Origin of the sequence: Salegentibacter sp. 24, from assembly GCF_004362395.1 — a bacterium.
In the GTDB taxonomy this organism is placed as follows: Bacteria; Bacteroidota; Bacteroidia; order Flavobacteriales; family Flavobacteriaceae; genus Salegentibacter.
Genome location: NZ_SNWE01000002.1, coordinates 189,269 through 213,795 on the forward strand (window position 1 = coordinate 189,269; position 24,527 = coordinate 213,795).

21 protein-coding genes and 1 tRNA gene are annotated in these 24,527 nt (G+C 36.7%); 13 read left to right on the top strand and 9 right to left on the bottom strand.

Annotated elements, in window-relative coordinates:
* Window positions 1–63: 63 nt before the first annotated feature.
* The 3 genes from glgB to DET49_RS02220 are packed head-to-tail and all read right to left on the bottom strand — an operon-like array spanning window position 64 to window position 4,656.
* Window positions 64–1,974: a 1,4-alpha-glucan branching protein GlgB gene (gene glgB / locus DET49_RS02210; protein WP_133546522.1), complete on the bottom strand. Its 1,911-nt coding sequence runs from the start codon at window positions 1,972–1,974 to the stop codon at window positions 64–66.
* Window position 1,975: 1 nt separating this feature from the next.
* Entirely contained in the window at window positions 1,976–3,244 is a 1,269-nt protein-coding gene (locus tag DET49_RS02215; protein WP_133546523.1) for a glucose-1-phosphate adenylyltransferase, read from the bottom strand.
* A gap of 2 nt (window positions 3,245–3,246) precedes the next feature.
* Window positions 3,247–4,656, bottom strand: coding sequence for a glycogen synthase (locus DET49_RS02220; RefSeq protein WP_133546524.1), 1,410 nt, complete (start codon window positions 4,654–4,656; stop codon window positions 3,247–3,249).
* A gap of 712 nt (window positions 4,657–5,368) precedes the next feature.
* Here DET49_RS02220 and DET49_RS02225 point away from each other — a divergent pair.
* On the top strand, window positions 5,369–8,302 hold the full coding sequence (locus DET49_RS02225) for a leucine--tRNA ligase (protein ID WP_133546525.1): 2,934 nt from the start codon (window positions 5,369–5,371) through the stop codon (window positions 8,300–8,302).
* A 174-nt stretch (window positions 8,303–8,476) separates the two neighbouring features.
* On the opposite strand, the gene rimM is transcribed toward DET49_RS02225, so the two are convergent.
* Together rimM and DET49_RS02235 are read right to left on the bottom strand one after the other, a co-directional pair.
* Window positions 8,477–9,004, bottom strand: coding sequence for a ribosome maturation factor RimM (rimM, locus tag DET49_RS02230; RefSeq protein WP_133546526.1), 528 nt, complete (start codon window positions 9,002–9,004; stop codon window positions 8,477–8,479).
* A 14-nt stretch (window positions 9,005–9,018) separates the two neighbouring features.
* Window positions 9,019–9,597, bottom strand: a complete 579-nt coding sequence (locus tag DET49_RS02235) for a 30S ribosomal protein S16 (RefSeq protein WP_133546527.1) — start codon at window positions 9,595–9,597, stop codon at window positions 9,019–9,021.
* Window positions 9,598–9,856: 259 nt separating this feature from the next.
* Between DET49_RS02235 and DET49_RS02240 the strand changes: the two genes are divergently transcribed.
* The 6 genes from DET49_RS02240 to DET49_RS02265 all read left to right on the top strand — a co-directional run bounded on the left by DET49_RS02240 (window position 9,857) and on the right by DET49_RS02265 (window position 18,521).
* Window positions 9,857–10,306: a ferritin-like domain-containing protein gene (locus tag DET49_RS02240; RefSeq protein WP_133546528.1), complete on the top strand. Its 450-nt coding sequence runs from the start codon at window positions 9,857–9,859 to the stop codon at window positions 10,304–10,306.
* Between the two features lie 551 nt (window positions 10,307–10,857).
* Window positions 10,858–15,249: a DNA polymerase III subunit alpha gene (gene dnaE / locus DET49_RS02245; RefSeq protein ID WP_133546529.1), complete on the top strand. Its 4,392-nt coding sequence runs from the start codon at window positions 10,858–10,860 to the stop codon at window positions 15,247–15,249.
* 259 nt (window positions 15,250–15,508) lie between these two features.
* Window positions 15,509–15,826 (top strand): thioredoxin, encoded by a 318-nt coding sequence (trxA, locus tag DET49_RS02250; RefSeq protein WP_133546530.1) that lies wholly within the window; start codon window positions 15,509–15,511, stop codon window positions 15,824–15,826.
* 102 nt (window positions 15,827–15,928) lie between these two features.
* Entirely contained in the window at window positions 15,929–16,861 is a 933-nt protein-coding gene (locus DET49_RS02255) for a DUF58 domain-containing protein (RefSeq protein WP_133546531.1), read from the top strand.
* Window positions 16,862–16,948: 87 nt separating this feature from the next.
* Window positions 16,949–17,022: transfer RNA gene (locus DET49_RS02260), tRNA-Asp, on the top strand.
* A gap of 302 nt (window positions 17,023–17,324) precedes the next feature.
* Window positions 17,325–18,521, top strand: a complete 1,197-nt coding sequence (locus DET49_RS02265) for a site-specific integrase (RefSeq protein ID WP_133546532.1) — start codon at window positions 17,325–17,327, stop codon at window positions 18,519–18,521.
* Window positions 18,522–18,580: 59 nt separating this feature from the next.
* On the opposite strand, the gene DET49_RS02270 is transcribed toward DET49_RS02265, so the two are convergent.
* The gene (locus DET49_RS02270; protein ID WP_133546533.1) at window positions 18,581–18,823 is read right to left on the bottom strand and encodes a helix-turn-helix domain-containing protein; all 243 of its coding nucleotides are present in this window, start codon (window positions 18,821–18,823) and stop codon (window positions 18,581–18,583) included.
* Between the two features lie 84 nt (window positions 18,824–18,907).
* Between DET49_RS02270 and DET49_RS02275 the strand changes: the two genes are divergently transcribed.
* Window positions 18,908–19,360, top strand: coding sequence for a hypothetical protein (locus DET49_RS02275; RefSeq protein WP_133546534.1), 453 nt, complete (start codon window positions 18,908–18,910; stop codon window positions 19,358–19,360).
* 16 nt (window positions 19,361–19,376) lie between these two features.
* Entirely contained in the window at window positions 19,377–20,189 is an 813-nt protein-coding gene (locus DET49_RS02280) for a hypothetical protein (protein WP_133546535.1), read from the top strand.
* 15 nt (window positions 20,190–20,204) lie between these two features.
* Here the strand turns inward: DET49_RS02280 and DET49_RS02285 are convergent, their stop codons facing one another.
* The 3 genes from DET49_RS02285 to DET49_RS02295 are packed head-to-tail and all read right to left on the bottom strand — an operon-like array spanning window position 20,205 to window position 22,379.
* On the bottom strand, window positions 20,205–20,834 hold the full coding sequence (locus DET49_RS02285; protein WP_133546536.1) for a hypothetical protein: 630 nt from the start codon (window positions 20,832–20,834) through the stop codon (window positions 20,205–20,207).
* A gap of 40 nt (window positions 20,835–20,874) precedes the next feature.
* Window positions 20,875–21,858 carry an adenylate/guanylate cyclase domain-containing protein gene (locus DET49_RS02290; protein ID WP_133546537.1) on the bottom strand — a complete coding sequence of 328 codons (984 nt, stop codon included), beginning with the start codon at window positions 21,856–21,858 and terminating at the stop codon, window positions 20,875–20,877.
* Window positions 21,859–21,860: 2 nt separating this feature from the next.
* A complete protein-coding gene (locus tag DET49_RS02295; RefSeq protein WP_133546538.1) occupies window positions 21,861–22,379 on the bottom strand; it encodes a hypothetical protein in 519 nt (172 codons plus the stop codon).
* A 132-nt stretch (window positions 22,380–22,511) separates the two neighbouring features.
* Between DET49_RS02295 and DET49_RS02300 the strand changes: the two genes are divergently transcribed.
* The 4 genes from DET49_RS02300 to rpmH all read left to right on the top strand — a co-directional run bounded on the left by DET49_RS02300 (window position 22,512) and on the right by rpmH (window position 24,510).
* A complete protein-coding gene (locus tag DET49_RS02300) occupies window positions 22,512–23,159 on the top strand; it encodes a sigma-70 family RNA polymerase sigma factor (protein ID WP_166636526.1) in 648 nt (215 codons plus the stop codon).
* Window positions 23,160–23,471 (top strand): hypothetical protein, encoded by a 312-nt coding sequence (locus DET49_RS02305; RefSeq protein ID WP_133546540.1) that lies wholly within the window; start codon window positions 23,160–23,162, stop codon window positions 23,469–23,471.
* The gene (locus DET49_RS02310) at window positions 23,455–24,267 is read left to right on the top strand and encodes an ImmA/IrrE family metallo-endopeptidase (RefSeq protein ID WP_133546541.1); all 813 of its coding nucleotides are present in this window, start codon (window positions 23,455–23,457) and stop codon (window positions 24,265–24,267) included. The genes DET49_RS02305 and DET49_RS02310 overlap by 17 nt, the downstream gene beginning before the upstream one ends.
* An 84-nt stretch (window positions 24,268–24,351) precedes the next feature.
* A complete protein-coding gene (gene rpmH, locus DET49_RS02315; RefSeq protein WP_133546542.1) occupies window positions 24,352–24,510 on the top strand; it encodes a 50S ribosomal protein L34 in 159 nt (52 codons plus the stop codon).
* Window positions 24,511–24,527: the final 17 nt, after the last annotated feature.

Below are 24,527 nucleotides of genomic sequence, written 5' to 3' on the forward strand. Positions count from 1 at the left end.
TTTCATATATAGAATAGTATTCACAAAATATTTATAAGCGTTTATTAACTATTACTTTGTTTGCTAATCAGAATACTTAAATGCAAGCATCGCCAAAGGCGCAATATCTATGGCTGTGGAATATTTTCTGGAATGCCACTTTTCTGTTGTAGTTTTTTTAGGAGTGTTTAAATAATTTCCTGTACCATAGAATTTTTTATGGTCGCTATTAAAAACTTCCTGGATTTTTCCAGGTTCCGGCAACCCAATTTGGTAATTTTCACGCGGAATAGGGGTTAGGTTACAAACAATGATCAAATTATCCTTTGGCTGATTTCCTTTTCTGATAAAACTTATTACTGAATTCTCAGCATCATTGTAATCAATCCATTCAAAACCCTCGGGTACAAATTGTTTTTCATATAAAGCAGGCTGCAATTTATAAAATTCATTTAAAGCTTTTATCAATTCCTGCATTCCATTGTGAGAGTCGTATTCTAATAAATGCCAGTCTATACTATTATCAAAATTCCATTCTTCACTTTGTCCGAATTCACACCCTTGAAATAATAATTTTGTACCTGGATGTGTGAACATATAGGAATAAAGCACGCGTAAATTGGCAAAACGCTGCCAATGGTCACCCGGCATTCTTCCTAAAATGGAATGTTTGCCATAAACTACTTCATCGTGAGACAGTGGAAGCATAAAATTTTCAGTAAAGGCGTAGGTGAGTGAAAAAGTAATATCGTTCTGGTGATGCTTTCGATAAATAGGTTCTTTGGCAAAATACTGGAGTGTATCATGCATCCAGCCCATCATCCATTTCATTCCAAAACCGAGACCACCTAAAAACACTGGTTTGGAAACCCCGCTATGAGCGGTAGATTCTTCAGCAATAGTTTGAACATCTGGAAATGAAGCATAAACTTCTTTGTTAAATTCTTCCAGAAATGAAATTGCCTCTAAATTTTGATTCCCTCCTAGTTGATTCGGCTCCCATTCTCCTGCTTCCCTAGAGTAATCTAAGTAAAGGATAGAGGCCACAGCATCTACCCGGATGCCATCTATATGAAATTGTTCTAACCAAAATATAGCATTGCTAATTAAAAATGCTCTTACCTCGTTTCTGTTATAATTAAATATTAGACTTTTCCAGTCGGGATGGTAGCCTCTTTTGGGATCCGGGTGTTCATAAAGATGTGTGCCATCAAAATAGCCAAGTCCATGGCTGTCTTCCGGAAAGTGCGAGGGTACCCAATCCAAGATCACACCAATATCATTTTCGTGAAGCTTATCCACTAAAAATTTAAACTCATCAGGATAACCAAATCGCGAAGTGGGCGCAAAATAACCGGTAATCTGGTATCCCCAGCTCGGATCATAAGGATATTCCATAATGGGCATAAATTCAACGTGGGTAAAGCCCATTTCTTTTACATATGAAACCAAATCTGTGGCAAGTTCCCAATAGGAAAGCGAACGGTTTTCATCAGTTTTCTTCTTCCAGGAAGATAAATGCACTTCATAAACTGAAAACGGCGCGTCTAAAGAATTGTGTTTCTTTCTCTTTTTTAGCCAGGATTTATCTTTCCATTTGTAATCGTCTTCCCAAACCACCGAAGCCGTATTAGGTGGATGCTCACAGCGTCTGGCATAGGGATCTGCTTTTTCGGTAATAACCTCTTTATGGTTACTGTGGATTTTATACTTATATAGATTCCCCTTTCCAACATTAGCAATAAAACCTTCCCAAATTCCGCTGCCGTCCCATCTTACATTAAGTGGATGTTCGCCATCCTGCCAATGATTAAAATCACCAATCACTGAAACCTGTTTTGCGCCGGGAGCCCAAACTGCGAAATAAGTTCCTTTAACCTTATTTAATGTAATAGGATGGGAACCGAATTTTTCGTATAATCTGAAATGTTTCCCCGACTTAAATAGGTTAATATCAAATTCTGAAAATATACTGTGCGTTATAACTTTTGACATATTATCCTATAGTTGTTCCGGGTGATAGCACCGCTTCTTTTTTGAGTACTACAATTCCCTCTTTTATTACGTAAGCATCTGTTTCATCATCCGATAAATGCGGACCACCGTTGATAGTGGTATTATCTCCAATTCTGCAATTTTTATCGATTATAGCGTTATTAATATTACAGTTTTCACCTATTCCCGCAAGAATCTCAATTTTATTACCCTCAATTTCTTCCAAAGATTCATAAAAATCGGTTCCCATCATATAACAGTTTTTCACAACAGAACCTTTTCCTATTCTGGATCTCACGCCAATGACCGAAGATTCAATTTCACTGGCGTGGATAATACAACCTTCCGCAATAACCGCCTTTTTTAATTTTGTACCTGAAATTTTGGAAGTCGGCAGAATTCTTGCCCGTGTATAAACACGGTTTTCCATGTCATATAGATTGAATTTGGGGATATCTTCCGTTAAACCAATATTGGCTTCAAAAAAAGATTCTATATTTCCGATGTCGGTCCAGTAACCTTCAAACTGGTAACTACAAACTTTTTTATTTCCAATTGCTTGAGGAATTATTTCTTTACCAAAATCTACGGTGTTGGGGTTATCCATTAAATCAACCAACAATTGACGATTAAAGACATAAATTCCCATAGAACCTAAATAGGATCGGCCTTCAGCTTCCATTTCTGAACCAGTTGGCGAAGTCCAGTCTGGTAAAAGTTCTGATTTCGGTTTTTCAATGAACGAGGTGATATTGTTGGTTTTATCGGTTTTCATAATTCCGAAACTAGGAGCATCCTTAGCATTAACGGGAACCGTACCAATAGTAATATCAGCGCCGGTATCTATATGTTGCTGGACCATTTTATTGTAATCCATATGATACAACTGATCCCCAGAAAGAATAAGGAAATAATCAAATTTATGTTTTTTAAAATGGTGCATTCCCTGTCTTACGGCATCTGCCGTGCCCTGGTACCAGGTTTTATTGTTTGGGGTTTGTTCTGCTGCCAAAACATCGACAAATGCCGAACTAAAAAAACTGAAATGAAAGGTGTTTTTAATATGTTTATTCAGCGAAGCAGAATTAAACTGAGTTAGCACGTACATCCGTTTAATATTCGAATTAATGCAATTGGAGATGGGAATATCTACCAACCGATATTTACCCGCAATAGGAACTGCTGGTTTGGATCTACTTTCTGTTAATGGGTGGAGCCTGGTTCCCTGACCCCCTCCAAGAATAACCGATAATACTTTGTCGTTTAACATGTTTAGCCGATTTTAAGTGAGTTATACAAATCAATATATTGTTGAGCTGAAACTTTCCAGGAATGGTCAATGCCCATAATATGTTTTCTGGTTTTTTTGAATGCAGGTTGATCTTTATAAAATGGGATAGCCCTTTTTAAAGTGTTAATGATGTCTTTCTCAGTAGCCTTCTGGTGATTAAAACCAAAACCATCTTCTTCCATATCTTTAACGGTATCTTTTAAACCACCAATACTTCGAACAACGGGAATGGTACCATAGCGCAAGGAATACAATTGATTAAGTCCACAGGGTTCTACACGGGACGGCATTAAAAGAAAATCGGCGCCGGCATAAATAAGATGTGAAAGGCGTTCATCATAACCAATAAAAGTATTATAAACACCTTTATGTATTTTCGTCAGGCTTGCTAATTCGCTTTCAACTTGGGGGTTTCCAGAACCCAAAATTAAGATGCTGCAATCTTTTTTGGACAAAACTTTATTCAAAACCCCAGGTAAAAGATCCGCGCCTTTTTCATAAACCAGCCTTCCAATAAAAGCAAACAAAGGTTTTGAAACTGAAAAACCAAATTCCTTGCAAAGCCATTTTTTGTTTGCTTTTTTCCCGGTTTGAAAGTTTTTTGAAGAATATTTTTTTACAATAAATTCATCGGTTTCCGGATTCCAAACTTTTGAGTCTATTCCGTTTAAAATGCCAATACATTTTTCATTTTCATGGCTTAACAAACTTTCCAAACCATTTGCGGATTCTTGTAATTCCTCCATATAACTCGGAGAAACCGTGGTAACCCTCCAGGAACATTTTATTCCTGCCGCTAATGGATTTATAACCCCATCCCAATCCAATAAACCAATGTGAGAAATGTCAAAAGCAGGGATATAATGTACTTTATCGTGTGAGAACCATCCCTGATACTGAGCGTTATGAATTGTTAGAATTACGGGAATTGTATTAATCGACTTATATTTTAAACATTCTTGCGCCATAAAAGGAATAAGCCCCGTATGGTGATCATGGCAATGAATTATAGTAGGTTTGTCCTTTAAGGTAAGAATCCAGTCCATTACTGCGATCTGGAAGGCTGTAAAGCGTGCGGTGTCATCTTCTGAATACACGAAATCCTTAAATAAAAGATCTGGAATATCCACAAACAAAACTTCAATATCCAAAACATCTTTTTTTGTTTTCAGGATTTTAAAAGGATATATTTCTTTTCCGAGAATCAAATTTGATTCGTAAACATTTTGAAATTTATGAGTTGCAGTAAATTTATTATCATAAAAAGGCATCACTACCTTCGTGTTAACCCCGGCTTCAAATTGATATTTAGGCAAAGAACCTACAACATCGCCTAATCCTCCAACTTTTGCGATTGGGTAACATTCAGCGCTTACGTGTATCACGTTCATAGAAAAAATTTTGAAAAAACTAGAATTAATTAGGTTGTTTATTAGTGAATTTAGAAATCTAAATTTTGAAAGGCTTATAGATTCAGTCCCCTTTTTTCACCAATTCTCTATAAATTTAGTAAAATAATGGGATTCCCCATAATCATAAATTCGTAAATTAATTCCATTATTCGCTTTAATGAATAGTTAAAATATATAAAAACTGAACTTCCGAATAATTCCTTTGTTCAGTCTCAGCCTTAGTGATCTTATGCCAAATTCCGTGAAGATCTATCTTTCAGGCTTATGGCTTATTTTATTGATAGTTCTTTTTACTTCTTTTGAGCGGTTTTTATAAGATCGAGATTATATCCGAATATTTTGAATGGTTTCTTAAAGAAGAGGTTTTTGCAGGAAATCAGTTAGTTTTATCGGTTTAAAATCCTTCATTGATAGGTCTATTAATCATTTAATTGTTTTTTATTATTAATTGGAATCAGCTTTTAAGCAATATGCTGCACTCTGAAAGTTTAGTGACTCAAGTGTATAAATTTTGGATAAGGTTAGGTTTTACAAACTCCATTAGAATTTTTTCCAATCTTTGAAAGAGTTATTTGAAATTAAGTCTTATTCCATTCTGCCTAAATTCTCAAAAGTGGTTTAAAATTGTAAATTTGCAGCTAATTATGTGGAGTCGCTTTGCGCTTAACCTATAGGAAAGATAAATAAAACAATGAGTTACAACTTTAACGAAATTGAAGCCAAATGGCAAAAATACTGGGCAGAAAATACGACATTTCGCGCCAGTAATTCATCAGGGAAACCAAAATATTATGTTTTGGATATGTTTCCTTATCCATCGGGTGCAGGGCTTCACGTGGGACATCCATTGGGATATATTGCAAGTGATATTTACGCACGCTACAAGCGCCATACAGGTTATAATGTATTACATCCTCAAGGTTATGATAGTTTTGGCTTGCCGGCAGAACAGTATGCGATTCAGACCGGGCAGCATCCAGCCCTTACTACAGCAAAGAATATTAAAAGATATCGGGAGCAGCTTGATAAAATCGGCTTTTCTTTTGATTGGAGTAGGGAGGTACGTACCAGTGATCCCGAATATTACAAGTGGACGCAATGGATTTTTATACAGCTTTTCGAATCCTGGTATGACTTAGAGGCTGATAGATCGCGACCTGTTCTGGACTTAGAGGAAATATTTGCAGCCGAAGGTAATTCTCGGGTAAATGCTGCCTGTGATGATGATGTAGAAAAGTTTTCAGCAGATACCTGGAATAATTTTACAACGGAAGGAAAACAAAAAATCTTACTCAAATACAGACTTACTTATTTAGCTGAAGCAGAGGTAAATTGGTGTCCTCAGCTGGGGACAGTATTGGCGAACGACGAGATAGTAAACGGGGTTTCCGAGCGTGGCGGTTATCCTGTAGTTCGCAAGAAAATGACCCAGTGGAGCATGCGAATCTCTGCATTCTCAGAACGCCTCTTGCAAGGTCTGGATCAACTGGACTGGTCCGAGAGCTTAAAAGAAAGTCAGCGAAACTGGATTGGTAAATCTGTTGGTGCTATGGTTCATTTCAATTTATATGGGGAGACGCTCAAACTAATTCAGGATGATGGAAGCCTTTCTGAATATCAGGCAAGGATATCCGTTTTTACAACTAGACCTGATACTATTTTCGGTGTTAGTTTTATGACTTTAGCTCCGGAGCATCATTTGGTTAAAAAAATTACGACTGCACAACAAAAAGCAGAAGTCGAAGCTTATATCGCTGCCAGTGGAAAGCGTAGTGAACGCGAACGAATGGCCGATGTGAAAAATATCACGGGAGTATTTACCGGGGCTTATGCAGAGCACCCTTTTACTAAGGAGCCTGTGCCAATCTGGATCGGAGATTATGTGCTTGCAGGATACGGTACTGGAGCTGTAATGGCTGTGCCCTGCGGCGATCAGAGAGATTATGATTTTGCTAGGCATTTTGAAATCCCAATTCCTAATATTTTTGATAATGCCGATATTTCTCAGGAAGCTTTTTCAGCAAAAGAAGGGGCTGTAATTGCGAATTCTGATTTCCTGAGCGGACTTGAATACAAAGAAGCACTTCAGAAAGTAATTTTGGAATTAGAAAAAACAGGACACGGTTACGGTAAGACCAATTATCGTTTGCGTGATGCAGTATTTAGCAGACAGCGATATTGGGGGGAACCTTTCCCTGTCTATTATGTAAACGGGTTGCCACAGATGATAGATGCGAAGCACTTGCCTTTGCATCTTCCTGAGGTTGAGAAATATCTACCTACAGAGACTGGTGAACCACCATTAGGTAACGCCTCTACCTGGGCATGGGATACTAGCATTAACGAGGTGGTCGGTAATGAAAAAATTGACGATAAGACAATTTTTCCTCTAGAATTGAATACAATGCCAGGATGGGCTGGTAGTTCCTGGTATCTTTTTAGATATATGGATGCCGATAATGAGAATGAGTTTGTCTCAAATGAATCTCAAAAATACTGGGAGAACGTCGATTTATATATTGGAGGAAGCGAGCATGCTACCGGCCATTTATTATATTCCCGCTTCTGGACAAAATTTCTTTATGACCGCGGGCAGCTATCAGTGGAAGAACCGTTTAAAAAGCTTATTAACCAAGGTATGATTCTAGGTGAAAGTGCTTTTATCTACCGGGTAGATAGCCGTCCTGATGTTTATGTTTCTTACGATATAATTATGGATCTCAAGGATCCTAAAAAAGCTGAAAGTGCGTTTAAATTGATTCAGAATTTAACAGGTCTTTCTCAGGATAATTTAAAGTTTGATAAAATTCACGTCGATGTGAGTTTGGTTAATTCATCCAATGAATTAGATATTTCTAAATTTAGGAATTGGCAGCCAGAATTTAAACACGCTAAGTTTGTAGCCGATGCAGATGACATTATGAGAGTTTCCCGGGAAGTCGAAAAAATGTCAAAATCCAAATATAACGTGGTGAACCCGGACGACATATGTGAAGATTATGGAGCCGACACTTTAAGGATGTATGAGATGTTTCTTGGTCCCTTGGAGCAGGCCAAGCCCTGGAATACAGCCGGAATAACCGGTGTGCATAATTTTCTTAAAAAGCTTTGGAAGTTGTATCACACCAAAGAGGAATTTGATGTTTCCGAACAAGAGGCTTCAGTCGAGTCTTTAAAAACTTTGCATAAGACAATAAAAAAAGTGACTCAAGATATTGAGGAGTTCAGTTTTAATACTTCAATTTCTACATTTATGATTTGCGTAAACGAACTTACGGTTCAAAAATGTAATAGCCGGGAAGTATTGGAGCCCCTCACAGTACTTATCGCACCTTATGCGCCCCATATTGCGGAAGAACTTTGGAGCAAGTTTGGAAATTTGGAATCTGTAGCTACCGCCAAATATCCGGTTTTTGAAGAGAAACATCTGGTAGAAAGCACCAAAAATTATCCAATTTCTTTTAATGGAAAAATGCGTTTTACAATGGAGCTCCCTTTGGATATGAAAAAAGATGAAATTGAAAATACAGTTATGGAAGATGAGCGTACTAAAAAACAATTAAATGGTCGTAGTCCGAAAAAGGTTATCGTTGTTCCTGGTAAAATTGTGAATATAGTTGGATAGAAAGAATTTGAAAATAAAATCCGTTTTCTAAATGTTAGGAAGCGGATTTTTTAGTCATTTTTACCAGGGAAGCGCGACTGGAACAATTTGTAGTTTGAGCAATGTGTTTTTTGAATCTCGTCTTTTATCTTCTTCCAACCCTCCCATATTATGACAAGGACTAAAGGAAAATTGCTACCCAAGATAAAGATCAATCAATCCTTCGGGGGTTGTTAAATGTATAGTTTTGTTTTTCTTATCTATTTTATCTATAAACTCATCGTTCATCGGGATAAGAATTTGCTTTTGGTCTTTATGAATTTCAAAAAGAGCCTGTGAAGTACTGTCGTTTATGGAAGTGATTTTGCCAATATTGCCATGGGTTGTATCTAAAACGTCAAAACCTATAATCTCGTGAAAGTAGAATTGATCGTCTTCTAGTTCCGGAAGCATAGTGAGTGGAAGATAGATTAGGGCGCCTATAAGATCTTCAGCATCTTGCTCGGTTTCGATATCTTCAAACTTTACCCTTAGCAGGGTGCTTTTCTGTAAATTACTTCGTTCAATAAAAAATGGAACCAAGTTCTCATTATATTCAATAAGAACTGATTCCATTTCTGTGTACATCTCGGGCACATCGGTATCTAATTTAATAAGCACCTCGCCCTTAAAGCTAAATTTACCAACGATTTTACCTAAAAAGAAACATTCGTCTTTAGTCATCGCTAGTTAGAATTTTAGCCTTTTTTCTCTTCGGTTTTTGCTTCTTCGGCAGTCTCTTGCTCAACTTCCTTTTCCACATTTGCCTCTGGTTCACCTTCTTCGGTTACTGCAGCGCCTTCAGCTTCGGCAGCTGCTGCCGCGTCCGCTTCTTTTGCTTCAGCTTCACGCTTAGCGTTCACTTCTTTTTCAGCATCAAGAGCTTTCTTTCTTGCTTCCTGCTCCTCTTTAGAAAGGTTGTCTTTCTTAGCAGTGATTTTAGCCTCTTTTTCCTCCAACCACGCTTCGAATTTCTTCTCAGCCTCATCTTCAGTTAAAGCACCTTTTTTAACGCCACCTGCTAGGTGTTTTTTTAATAAAGCACCTTTGTATGAAAGAATAGCACGAGCCGTATCTGTTGGCTGTGCACCATTCTCTAACCATTTTACCGCTCCATCTATATCTAACTCAATAGTAGCTGGGTTGGTGTTGGGATTGTAAATTCCTAATTTGTCTAAGAATTTACCATCTCTTTTGGCACGTGCATCTGCTGCTACGATCCAGAAAAAAGGTTTTCCTTTTTTACCGTGTCTTTGTAATCTTAATTTTACTGGCATAAAAATTAAATTGTGGGGTTCCCGACCCCGGTTATTAATAAGGCTGCAAAGATACTATATTTTTCTATTTAACAAGGAGTTGGCCAGAAATATATTTTTTGTTTTCAATCAACTAAAACAAAAGAAAATTGGGAGGTTTTTTAGTTAAAATCACGGGTGGCTGTTAAAAGCAGTTAATTAGTGCTAAACCCTGTTAAACAGGTTGTTGCTATGGTTTATGCAAGTTATCTTTATATCAAGAATTTCAAAAAGAAGATAAATGAGTTATTCTGAGAAGGTTTCTAAGAAATTAAATGCGTTGCTTGAAAAGAATTATGACGCCGAAAAGGGTTTTAATTATGCTGCTGAAAATGCTCAGGATCCGCAGCTAAAAGCTTTTTTTTCTGAGCGGGCTCAGGAACGTTACGATTTTGGCCACGAGCTTAAAACTGAAATCCGCAATTTTGGGGAAAATCCCGATAAAGGTTCCAGTTTAGCCGGGGATGCCCATCGTACGTGGATGAACCTAAAGACAAGCCTTTCTTCAGATAAAGATGAGGCAGCCTTAGAAGAAGCAGTTCGGGGAGAGAAGGTAGCAGCTGAGGAATATGAAGAGGTTTTAAATGATCCTGAAATTCCACCATCTACAGCTAACCTATTGCTGAAGCAGAAAAATGGAATTATTGCCGCCCTGAATAAATTACAAAGCCTGGAACTGAGGTTTAATTGATTAATTTGTAAAACAGAAAGAAATCAAGAGATAGATCCATTAGAGACTTTAGAAAAGAAATTATAGGTGGTAAAGTCACGCGAAGAAAACAGAGCTAAAAATTCATGGTAGATTAATTTTTTTGGATAGTAATAGAATAATGGTTCTTTTGCTGGAAAAAATCTTTACTGCATAAAAAGCGGCTTAAGAAATTTATAAGGAAATAACCAAAGCAAAAGATTTAACCCCAACCTTAGAAAATTAGCCGATAAGAACATACCATGCAAAACAGTATTATTAACACACAAGTGTACGAACAGATGTTTGATTGAAGTAGTAGTTTTTAGTGTTCGTATAGGCCTCACAGGTAGCCGGAAACGGTGTTTGTGAGGCTTTTTTTATTTCCAAGAAGTGTATAGGACATTTAAAGTGCGGAATATGAACCGTTAATAAATCCTGATAAATTAACTTGAGGCTGCGCTAAATTATATGTAATTTTAACCTCGATGCAGGTGCTTATTCTTCTGGATTAATCGCCTGAAATTCAGCTTAATTCCTAATTTCAACCGAACATGTACCTTATTTTTGATACTGAAACAACCGGTCTTCCCAAGCGCTGGGATGCCCCCCTTACCGATTCTGAAAACTGGCCTAGATGTATACAAATTGCCTGGCAGGTACACGACGACATGGGTAACTTGATAGAAAGTCAGGATTATTTGGTAAAGCCGGAAGGGTTCAATATTCCTTATGATGCCGAGAAAGTTCACGGAATTTCTACTGAGCTTGCAGCAGAAAAAGGAATTCCCCTGGCTGAAATGCTGGAGAAATTTCAGGAAGCTTTAAAGAAGACCAAATTTGTAGTAGGCCAAAATGTAGGGTTTGACCTAAATATTATGGGGGCTGAATTCCATAGGGAAGCAATGGAAAATACCCTGCAGCAGTTGCCGATTTTAGACACCTGTACGGAAATTACTGCCCAAATGTGTAAGATTCCCGGTGGTCGTGGAGGAAAATTTAAATTACCCACCTTAACCGAATTACACGAATTTTTATTTAATGAGCCCTTTATGGAAGCCCACAACGCTACTGCGGATGTGGAAGCGACCACCCGTTGTTTTCTGGAGCTTGTAAGACAGCGAGTTTTTACTAAAGAACAGCTAGATGTAACCGCAGATTATTTTGAAAATTTTTCAGAAGCAAATCCGCGGTCGATAGAGCTTATGGGGTTAAAACACATCAACCTTAAAAAAGCTTCGGAGGAAATAAGAAGAAGACTTCAGAAACAGCAGCCTAGCGACGAAATTACCACCGAGGAGATCGAGGAAAATCTCGAAAAACTTGATGAAGTTCCTTTTGCGCATTTGCACAATCACTCGCAGTTTTCGGTTTTGCAATCGACAATTAGTATAAAAGACCTGGTAAATGTTGCTGCTTCGCATAATATGCCTGCAGTAGCACTTACCGATCATGCGAACATGATGGGAGCTTTTCATTTCGTGAAAGAAATTGGCGAGTATAATAAGTCGATTAAAGCAAAAAATGAAGCGGCACTTGCAAATAACGAGCCTGCCCAGGCAAGGGAGTTAAAAGGAATTGTAGGTTGTGAATTCTTTGTCTGTGAAAATCATTCCGATAAATCTCGTAAAGATAATGGTTACCAGATAGTTATGTTAGCCAAAAATAAAAAAGGTTATCATAACCTGGCAAAGATGTCTTCAAAAGCCTATACTGATGGATTTTATTATGTTCCAAGAATTGATAAGGAAATTATAAAGCAGTACAAAGAGGATATCATTGTGCTTAGCGGTAACCTTTATGGTGAGGTGCCAAGCAAAATTCTAAATGTAGGGGAAAACCAGGCCGAAGAAGCTTTGTTGTGGTGGAAGGAAGAATTTGGGGACGATTTTTATATCGAAATTATGCGCCACGATCAGGAAGACGAAGATCGGGTCAATTCAGTTTTAGTCGATTTTGCTAAAAAACATAAAGTAAATCTGGTTGCTACTAATAATACTTATTACTGCGCAAAGGAAGATGCCAACGCCCATGATATTCTATTGTGTATAAAAGATGGGGAAAAACAGGCTACGCCAATTGGTCGCGGGCGGGGCTACCGTTATGGTTTGCCTAACCAAGAATATTATTTTAAGAGCGGAGAGGAGATGAAAAATCTCTTTAAAGACTTGCCCCAAGCTATTGGCAACGTGCAGGAAGTAGTAGATAAAATCGAGCCTTTTGAATTGGCACGGGATGTTTTACTTCCGGCTTTTAAGATTCCAGACGAATTTTTAGTCGATGAAGACAAAATAGACGGTGGGAAGCGCGGGGAAAATGCCTACTTGAAACATATCACCTTTGTTGGTGCTAAAAAGCGCTACGGTGAACTTACTCCTGAAATTGAAGACCGACTTAATTTTGAACTTTCAGTAATTGAAAACACTGGTTATCCCGGCTATTTCCTTATTGTGGAAGATTTTATTCGTGAAGCTCGAAACCTCGATGTTTCGGTAGGACCAGGAAGGGGGTCTGCGGCCGGAAGTGCCGTGGCCTATTGTTTGGCAATTACCAATATTGATCCCATTAAATACGATCTGCTTTTTGAGCGTTTCCTGAATCCCGATCGTGTAAGTATGCCCGACATTGATATTGATTTTGATGATGAAGGCCGAAGCCGGGTAATGGAGTACGTAATTAAAAAGTACGGAGCCAATCAGGTAGCGCAGATAATTACCTACGGGACCATGGCCGCTAAATCTTCCATTCGAGATACCGCCAGGGTACTTGACCTTCCGTTAGGAGATGCAGACAGAATTTCAAAATTGATTCCTACCATGTCCAAGCTTGGAAAGATTTTCGGGATGGACGAAAAAGAATTGAAAAAGAAATTTAGGAGTGAAGATTTAGAAAAGGTCAATGAGCTTTTAAATATTGCTGAAGGAGACGATCTTGAAGCGCAAACTGTAAATCAGGCGAGGGTTTTAGAGGGTTCAGTTAGAAATACCGGTATTCATGCCTGTGGGGTAATTATAACACCAGGTGATATTACCAATTATGTTCCGGTATCAGTAGCAAAGGATTCCGATCTTTATGTAACCCAATTTGATAATTCGGTAGTTGAAAGCGCCGGGCTGCTAAAAATGGACTTTTTGGGGTTAAAAACATTAACCCTGATTAAAGATACCGTTCAAATTGTAAAAGGTAGACATAATATAGATTTAGTTCCCGATGAGTTTCCATTGGATGATGAGGAAACATACAAGCTATTTCAACGCGGTGAGACAGTAGGGATTTTTCAATATGAATCCCCGGGAATGCAGAAGCATATGAAAGACCTCAAACCAACGGTTTTTGATGATCTTATTGCTATGAATGCCCTATATCGGCCGGGACCGATGGAATATATCCCCAGCTTTATCGCTCGTAAACATGGTAGCGAAGAGATTGCCTACGATTTACCGGAAATGGAAGAGTACCTCCAAGAGACATACGGAATTACGGTTTACCAGGAACAGGTCATGTTACTTTCGCAAAAACTGGCCGGTTTTAGTAAAGGTGAAGCTGATGTTTTGCGTAAGGCGATGGGTAAGAAAATCTTCGCTTTGCTTGAGCAATTAAAACCTAAATTTTTGGATGGGGGAGAAGCAAAAGGTCACCCTCGAGATATTTTAGAAAAAATTTGGAAGGACTGGGAAGCTTTTGCAGCATATGCTTTCAACAAGTCACACTCCACATGTTATGCCTGGATAGCATATCAAACTGCTTATTTAAAAGCGCATTATCCTGCCGAGTATATGGCAGCGGTACTTTCTAACAATATGAATGATATTAAACAGGTTACTTTCTTTATGGAAGAATGTAAGCGAATGAAACTCGATGTGCTGGGGCCAGATGTAAATGAATCCTTTTATAAATTTTCAGTAAATAAGGATTATGCGGTACGCTTTGGAATGGGGGCTATAAAAGGCGTAGGGTCAGGTGCGGTGGCTACAATTGTAGAAAATAGAAAGTCCGAAGCCGGACATTATAAATCGATTTTTGATATGGCAAAAAGAATTGATTTGCGTTCGGCTAATAAAAAGGCCTTTGAAAACCTGGCCCTTGCAGGTGGTTTCGACGGCTTTGGTGATACACACCGAGCGCAATACTTTCATGATGATGGTGATGGTATTACCTTTTTGGAGAAAGTAATAAAATATGCCGCAAAATATCAGGAGAACGAAAACTCTTCCCAGGTTAGTTTGTTTGGGGAAGCAAGTGAAGTGCAAATTCCCGAACCTTTTGTTCCTCCTTGTGAAGAATGGGGGACCATGGAAAAACTGAGAAGAGAGCGCGAAGTAGTGGGAATTTATATTTCTGGCCACCCGCTGGACGATTTCAAGTATGAGATGGATTATTTTTGTAATTCTAAACTTGGGGAGTTTAATGATTTGGAGAAATGCGTAAACCGAGACCTTACCTTTGGAGGCGTGATAAGTGATGTTCAGCACAGGGTTTCAAAGATGGGAAAAGGATGGGCGATGTTTAGCGTAGAAGATTATACTGACACCTATGAATTTAGAATGTTCGGCGAAGAATATTTGAAATTCAGGCATTTTCTGGTACCAAATTCCTTTGTCCATATTAAGATCTTTGTAAAAGAAGGCTGGACCAATAAGGAAACTGGTAAAAAAGGGGAGCCGAGAATTCAGTTTAATAATATTTATTTGCTACACGACGTGATGGATCAGTTTGCCAAAAAACTAACCATACAACTAGATATTGCCGATCTTCAGGAAGAAAAAATCAATTGGTTTAAAGATATCTTTAGAACCCATCGCGGCGAGCATAAATTGAATTTTGTGGTTTATGAGATGAAAGATCAGGTAAAACTGCATATGCCCAGTAAAAAGCAGAAAGTAAAGATTACCCAGGAATTATTACAAACCTTGGAAGACGAACATGTGATGTATAAATTAAACTGATTTTTTAGTTACCGATATTCTTTTACTTAATACATTTAATGCTCAAGTAATAACAGCTTACTATTGAAGGCTATGTAATATATTTCTGGCTAAGCTAAAGTGCCTGCCTGGGAGCTTAACAACGTATTGTGTACACTGATATAAATGCTTCATAAACGAGCTGAATAAGCATATAACCAAATACAATATCGCTTGTGTAAGGAAAGCAAAAATATTTGACTAATTTTACACTTTAAGTATAATAGAAAAACAGACAATTATGGCTATTGAAATAACTGACGCAAATTTTGAGGACCAGGTGCTAAAAAGCGACAAGCCTGTAATGGTAGACTTTTGGGCTGCATGGTGTGGACCTTGTAGAATGGTAGGACCAATTATTGATGAAATTGGTACTGAATATGAAGGAAAAGCCGTTGTAGGGAAACTGGATGTTGATGCCAACCAGGAGTTTGCTGCGAAGTACGGGGTAAGAAATATTCCGACTGTGCTTATTTTTCAAAATGGTGAAGTGGTAGGTCGCCAGGTTGGTGTGGCACCTAAAAACACTTATGCTGAAGCTTTAGATGAATTGCTATAAGTTTTAGTATTTTATATAATTTGAAATCCCGGACTTGTGCCGGGTTTTTTATTGAATGCTTTTTAATTATAAAATAGCGGCTTTTATTTATCTTAGTGGGGTATGAATTTAAAGGAAGAAATATATCATTCGACTGCAGGTTTCACTAAACTTGAACTTTTGGCAAAACAGGTAGTGGAAGGTTATATTTCCGGAATTCACAAAAGTCCATTTCACGGGTTTTCTGCTGAATTTGCCGAGCATAAGATTTATAATAATGGAGAAAGTACCAAGCACATAGACTGGAAGCTTTTCGCGAAAACGGATAAACTCTACACCAAACGCTATGAAGAGGAAACCAATTTGCGATGCCATTTTATAATGGACAATTCCGGATCAATGCACTATCCCGAAGTGAAGAAATTTTCGATAAACTCAATTAATAAAATTGGGTTTTCGGTATTATCCATAGCTAGCATTATGCAGGTTTTAAAGCGCCAACGTGATGCGGTTGGACTTAGCATATATAGTGATGAATTCGAGTTCTATGCCCCCGAAAAGGGCAGTGATCGACATCAACACATGCTATTGAACGCTCTGAATAATAGCCTAGATAAGAAAACAAATCATAAAGAGACAAAAACCTATACTTTTCTTCACCAAATTGCTGAAAAGCTAAAAAAACGTTCCCTGGTTTTTTTATTTACTGATATGTTCCAGGCCGATACCGAAGAAGTAGCCCTTTTTGAAGCTTTACGACATCTAAAATTTAATCAGCACGAAGTGGTGTTGTTCCATGTAATGGATAAAAAACGTGAATTCGATTTTGATTTTGAGAATAACCCTAAACGCTTTACCGATGTGGAAACCGGAGCTGAAATAGATCTTTATTCCGAAAACATCAGGGAAAGCTATCAGGAAGCTGTACAAAAATATGTTTCAGATCTCAAATTAGAATGTGCGAAATACAAAATTAATTACGTAGAAGCTGACATTAATACTAACTTCGATAAAATTTTGACCACTTATTTTATTGAAAGACAAAAGTTTGCTTGAGGGCTTAAAATAAATGCTGAAAAAACTTTCAAAAAAGATTTGTGTAATTATAAAACAGGTGTATATTTGCACTCGCAATAAAGCAATGGTCTGGTAGTTCAGTTGGTTAGAATACCTGCCTGTCACGCAGGGGGTCGCGAGTTCGAGTCTCGTCCAGACCGCATAAAGAGAGAGTCCTAAGAAATTAGGACTTTTTTTTTGCCATAAAATGAAGTTGTGTTGTGTTGCCCAAAAATTTGGGTTTAGGGTTGAAGCACTGATTTTATTAGTGTGGAACCAATGATAAGCTTTTTTCTGTGTATGCGGGAAGAAGCTTTTTTACTTTATACACATTTCTACTCATTCTCTCCTTTTAGTCAATTTGTTAACTTTTTCTCTCCAAAAAAGGTAGCTAAACGGTACCCAAAAATTCCTCTGGTACCCACTTTTTATAAAAATCAAAAACTAACCAAATACAAAAACTATGAAAATCTTATTTTTAATCCAGTCTAATAAAATTAATAAAGCTGGGCTAACCTCGTTGTGGTGTAGAATAACCTACAATAAGAGAAGGAAACAGTTCTCTACAGGAACTTATATTAAACCTGGGTATTGGGATAAAGAAAAACAGAAAGTCATGGATGAAGCTGAAAATTCCAAAACAGTAAATTCTCAAATAAGCCTGATTAAGCAAAAACTTGGTCAGGCTTTTTTAATGCTTCAAATTCAAGAAGAACCGTTTGATGTAGAAGATGTGTACAAAATCTATAGTGGTGAGAACGTGAAGAAGGAGATGGGCGTTATGGCTGTTTATGAAGAGCATAATGCCTATTATAAAAAATTGATAGGAAAAGATATTAAAGAAGTGTCTTGGCAGAAATTTGAAAATACCAAAGGTCACCTCAAAAAGTTCATTCAGTGGAAGTTCAAGAAGAGGGAAGTAAAGCTCAACAGCTTGAAATTTCAGTTTATAAAGGACTTTGAATACTATCTGAGAACTGAGGAGAATATGCAGCAGAGTACCATCAATAAGACCTTACAGAGGTTCAAGAAGATGATCAATTTTGCTGTAGCACATGAATATCTTGATAGGAATCCATTCCTAATGCATAAGCCTAAACCAGTAAAAAAAGAGATTGTGTATCTTTCTAAGGATGAGCTTTCCCATCTACAAAAAAAATATTTAGGGAATAAGCGGTTGGAGGAGGTGAGGGATTGTTTTGTTTTCTGCTGTTACACGGGATTGGCATTTAAAGAAATGAGTGCTCTTAGAAAGGATCATATTGTAAAAGGGAGAGATGGAAAAAATTGGATAAGGGTTGAAAGGCAGAAAACTGGTAAAACTATTTCAGTTCCTCTTCTACCAAAGGCGCAAGAAATTCTTAATAAATACAAGAATGAGTTGGTTGATAAGAAAGTATTACCTACTAAAACCAATGCGCATTTTAATGCCTACCTAAAGGAAATAGCCGACCTGTGCGAGCTTAAGATAAACCTGACTCATCACATTGCCAGAAAAACCTTTGCTACTACTGTGTTGCTTTTAAATGATGTTCCTATGGAAGTGGTGAGTAAGCTTTTGGGTCATTCCAGAATAGGGATTACCCAAGCTCATTATGGGCAGATTTTGGAAGAAAAAGTACAAAGTGAAATGGAGAAATTAAAAAATAGATTAAAATAGAGAAGAGCACTCGAAAGAGTGCTTTTCTTCATTACGGAAAACCGTAAAAGAGAATCAGGTTATTTACCTAAATTGTTTGTGAAATCAAAAAGATTTTTAACTGGAATCTTCAGGATATTGGAAATACCATTACAGTTACCAATGGAAGTATTGATTATTCCACGTTCAATTCTGCTGATCTGGGATATTTCTACTCCAAGATCATTAGCTAATTGTGCCTGGGTAAATCCTCGTGCTTTTCTAAGCTTTCTTAGGTTCTTTCCGAATGCAATTAAAAATTCTTTCTCATTTAAATTTTCCACGAGTTAAAATTCGTGGAGCTCGATGTTTATGTTATAGGCATATTTGCCTATTTTTAACTTAATTATAACTTACCAGTTTTTCAAATGGACTTAAAAGAACAATACCCCAATTATATCCTCGCTATTAATCAGATGAAGGACACCACAGATCTAACTCAGTGTAAGAGCAATTCAAAAGTTATTTCCCACGGGATGTCCTACATAGTGTACGGTAATAAATTAGCAGATATTTATATAGACCTTAGTAAACATGAAAATTTTGTTTACGTCTCATTTGCCAGTTATAAAGGTTTAACTGAAAAAGCAAAAACTACAGGTGAAAGGATATATGAGGATTTATCTGTTGAAGAATGGATTGGAACTATTGCTGATGTCATGAATAAGCACAATGCTAATCCTAATCATGCTCAATTGGTAATGGATTTTACCAGGAAAAAAGTCAATGGTGGTCAAACAGCTTCTGTGAAAAATTCTGGATGTGTGGTTACATTACTTTTACTGATTATACCCGTGGCTTCTTATTTCTTTTTAACCTAACCAAATACTAATAATTATGAAAGCAGTTAATTACTCCTGGTGGATAGGAGCTATTATTTCCACAATATTAACTTTAACCTTGACGGGTGGACCTGCCCAAGACAATCCTGGCATGCTAATTTTAATAGGTGTCATTAACGGTGTCTTCTGGGGTTGGATAATAGGATTAATTATTGACAAATTGATAGCTAATTTCCAAAGGAGAGATCTTGTTCCAGAAAAGGTTGCAAATGTTCAAATACAAAATAGAGAACAGGAAAATTCTTATAAAGGACAAAAGAAATATGTTTCAATGGATGCAGAAATTGCTTTCGGAATGGCAGAGATTGTGACTGGAAATAGAACAAATAGAACATCTTCACCAAAAAATGTTTTAAGATGTGATGGATATTATGTTGCTTCTAAAAATGTAGAAGGTTATAATAAAAATTTTCTTTTGTTTTTTACCTCCAAAGGATTTGTGGCTCTGGCAGAACCTGAAGAATTTGATACTTCAGATTATTCTAATGAAGATTATAAGCAAGTAATAACTGAAGGAGAGAACTTATCGGAAATTGAAGTGTCAAACCATTTAACAAATTATTTTCAAGAGGAGGATTTTATTTCTATGAAGTTTTATGATCCTACAGAATCCTCCAATATTGACCCAATTGAGAAGGTTTCCTATGAGGATCCGGTAGTATATAATAAGTGGAGTGGGAAAATCATTCCTAATGGTCTCCTGCTTGATCTAGAGGTTAGTAGATTTAGTTATGCTTTAAAGGATTATGAAAAGCAACAACCCATCCATAACCTTAAATTCAATTTTGTTCCGGTAGGGATGAACTAATCAAAATTATACCCCTTACAGTATTGTAGGGGGTATTTCTTTAGCTCTTTTATTGAAAATCTTTAAATCTTCTTTGAGTCTTTCTTTGCCAAGTGGAAGGAGTTTATAAATAATTTTCCTGCAACACTTTTTATATTTCCGATTACCACAAATAGGACAAATATGATAGGAAGGAAAATCATGATTCCCTAAGGCTGCTTCCAAGATTCTTTTAATATGTAAAGGATCAACTAAAGAAAATGATTCTCGATAATATTGAATTATTCCTTGATCAAAATGGGCATACTCACCATTCGCATACTCTCCGCTAAGCTTTTTATAGTGGTAATTGGCAAAGAACGGATATATCACATCCGAATAGAATTTTTTTAGCACAATACCTCTATTCTTCATCATGATTAAATTATGAGGAATGGACAAGCAGCATTCGCCTTTTGCAGAAATATGGTTATCCCAGTGGCGAAAAATTTTTTGACTTTTTTCTATTACTATAGGTATGGTGTAAGGATAATATTTCTTTGAACAGGAAATGGTGATCTGATAGCTGTCAAGAAATTCTCCTGCTACTGTTATTATGTTAACAAAACCCGTTAGTAAAACGGTGTCGGAAGACTCTCCTTCATTTATTTCGAAGGTATAATACAAATCAAGGAAATCTTTAAGATCCTTTTCGAGTTCTATATTATTAAAAGTCAAAATATGGCTTATTTTGGGCGGCAATAGGTTTTAAATCTTTCAAATCCGGTTTAGATTCTTTTGCAAAATTAAGACTTAGCACAATTGCTCCATATCTGTCTTGCACAGCGATCCCTTTTTTGACCAGGTATCTTTCCCAGTTGAAGTCGAAGTGGTTGTACACCCTGCCATCTTCATAGTCCCATATAGGATTCTTTTTTTGAATAAAATAATCTTCTCCTTGGATTTGATTTACAATATTTTGTCCTACAACAATGCCATTACTTGATGCCTTTGCTTGCATCTTTGGAGCTAGGCTTGTATGTAAGCTACAAGTTGTAATCTCTCCTGTATTACCTATTCCAGAATATATCCATCTCACCTGATTATTGTGACCTAAATCTAAGCCTCCACGTGTATAAATCTCCGTAATACTGTTTTCTTCAAAATATTCTCGTAAATCGTTTTTAACAAAGTAAGAAATCATTGCAAAAGCTTTCAAAGCGTCCTCTGTGGCAGTCTTTTTATCAATACTCTTACCTCCAAAATATACCATTAGACCATCCCCCTGAATTCTTTGAACATATCCTCCACAATAATTAACTGCAAATATTGAAGCCTTTACTATGCCTTCAGTTATTAATGATACGGTAGCTTTGGTAAATCTATTGAACAACCGGGTGCTTTCCTTAAGATCAATGAAACCAGAAATTATCCAATGATCTTCTGATTCACCCGTTTCTTTCAAATACTGAAAATCTGGATGATTCCCTAAGCGAGGTACGTTAGTTATTTCTTGGTCGCTGAATCCTTTCCTAAGAAGAATTGTCTCATTTAGCTGCTCCAGACCAGGAAATTGATTTCTTAGATTTTGTATGTGGGATAAATCAAATTGCGATTCATCAATTTGACCTCCATACATCCTTTGTTGGCTTTTAGGATCATTATGAATAGCTTTTTTAATTACATCGAGGTAAGGGTTAAAAATGTTCATATTTAAAGGTTAAAGGTTAAAAAAATTATTAATGGGATTAAAAGAAAGAATTGAACAACAAGGGAATAACCAACTATATTCAGCTTTTTAAATTTCTGAGTTAAACCCTGTGACAGGATATGTACTTGGGACCTAAGATCCTTCATATCTTGCTTGGGATTACAGTTTTTAGATGCACTGGAAAATTCCTTAAAAGTTTTGGAACTCACGCTTCCAAAGTAGTAGAGGGACTCAGGCTTTGTTGAAAAAAACGGTCTACTCGTTACAGCTAAAAGAATTAAATTAACAATACCGGCTAGGAGACAAAGCCCTGTCGTAAAAGCGGCTATTGGCCAAATACTTTCAAGGATATCGGGATGAGAAACCATAGCTATTATACCTCCGCTTAAAAAGGTATTTATTGCAATGTAAACTGCAGACTTATTATTTACGCTATCATAATAGTGGTCAAGTCTTTGGATGGTTAGAACCAGGCGATCTCTCTCTCTATTATCTTCAAATTTTTCGTGCATTTTTTCCAATGATGAATTTTTTCGTTATGTTTGAGTCCCTACACTAATAATGACCCCTCAGTATTATATGTTTAATGTGTGACAGGAGGAGGAATTAAATTTTGCTTGTCACACATTTTACATATAACATTAAGTAGTAGAGTGAAAATAGATATTGAATACCAACTGTTGTTAATTGCCTGTAAGGAAGAAAATCCAAAAGATGCAGAGCAATCTTTATCTATTTTATATGAGGAGTTTCGTGAATTTGTTTATAATGTGGTAATTAAATTTCTCCATTCCCCTCTACATAAAGAAGAAATTGCGCAGAGTGTTACCAACGACGTTTTTTATTTTCTATACCAGAAACCGGAATGGAGTTTCGACCCTGAAAGGCATACGAAATCTGAAGGTGCATTCAAAGCTTATCTGGCTACAGTAGCACGAAATAAATTATATGAGACTCTTAGAACCCATGTTAATTGGGAAAAAGAGGATGTAATTTATGATGATGATCACACCTTATTTGAAGAAGAATTAAGTGAAAATGAATTTGAGAATATCGACAACCTTGTATCTGAAAATAATCAAATTATTGATGAAGTGCTAAACACTTTTTCTCCACGAGATAAGGAAATTATTCTTACTTATTTTTTATATTATGAGAAGGGGAAGAATCTTCCTGGCAGAGTTTTAGATGAGATGGAGGCCATTCATAAAACGACCCGGCCAAATATTAGGCAAATTGTGAGTCGAGCTAAGAAGAAAATTAAAGAATTGGCAATTGCCAAGAACCTAAAAATTACCTAAATGGTGAAGGAGAAGAATAGATTTGCAGAATTGCTTCGTAAGCATGGTTATGCAATGCCTACATCTGAAGAAGAGGTCGGGAATTTTGAAAATAAATTTGGTTCAGAATATGAATCTCCAAAAAAATGGAGTAGTGTTAAAGAAATTTTGAACAATAAAGGTGGGTTTATTAAAAACCTCTCCCATAGACCCTTCAATTCTGATGATGGTTCAGCAATTAGTTTATCTATGGCTGCAAGAGAAGGAAAGGAAATTTCAGATGTCATTAAAAACAAAATGAAGGAAGATCGGAAGAATGCAAAAAAGAAGTGATTTCCTTTCCCATTATGATAATGAATATTTGAACAATCTAGCTAGTGGAATAGCAGATTATTATTTTCCACATGGACGCATAGAACCCGAAATTATTTCTATCAAAAATAATATTACCTTCTCATACGGGGAATATGGAGCCTGTTTTGATGGTTTAATTGAATGTGAGGAACAATCATTCCATATATTTATAAACACAGATCGTTTAAAACATGGCTATTCAGATAGAGCACGCTTTACTTTCGCCCACGAATTAGGACATTATTTTATTGATGACCATAGAAATGCTCTGCTTGAGGGGAGATCCCCCAGCCATTCCTCTTTTACAGGGTTTGTACGTAAAAATCGTGCAGAAAGGCAAGCTGATTATTTTGCTTCCTGTCTGCTTCTGCCAGAAACCAGATTTAAAGCTTTTTGTTTCAGAAAAAAATTTGACTTTAAAATAATCCGGGATCTTTCTAAATTTTTTGGAGTGAGTATTTCTGCTACGGCTCTAAGATTTTGTGCGATAGGGAATCATCCTATTATGGTCGTTTATTCCCATAATAATAATATTAAGTGGTACTGGTATTCCGAAGATTTTCCATTTAAAGCACTTAAATATGGAAAAGATAGACTTCCTGAAGATACGGTTGCTGGAGAATATTTTGAACTTCAACGTCAGCCTAAAACAGTACAACCTGTTTTTGCTATGGACTGGTTTAATATATGGAATAGCAGTCAGGCCGAATTACCATTTTTTGAGCAGTGTATTTTTAATGGAAAACACTGTTTAAGTATTATTTGGGAAGAGTAAAATCTAATTCGAGATGGTCCCATAAAGTTTTCTATATTTGTCTCCCCGCCTAAAAATAACCATGGGTATAGATAATAACGAGTAATGAAGAGAACATTTCAACCATCCAAAAGAAAGAGAAAAAACAAGCACGGTTTTAGAGAACGGATGTCTAGTGTCAATGGAAGAAAAGTATTGTCTAGACGCAGATCCAAGGGTAGAAAAAAATTATCAGTTTCGTCAGAGAATAGGCATAAACATTAATAATTTTTTTTAAATAT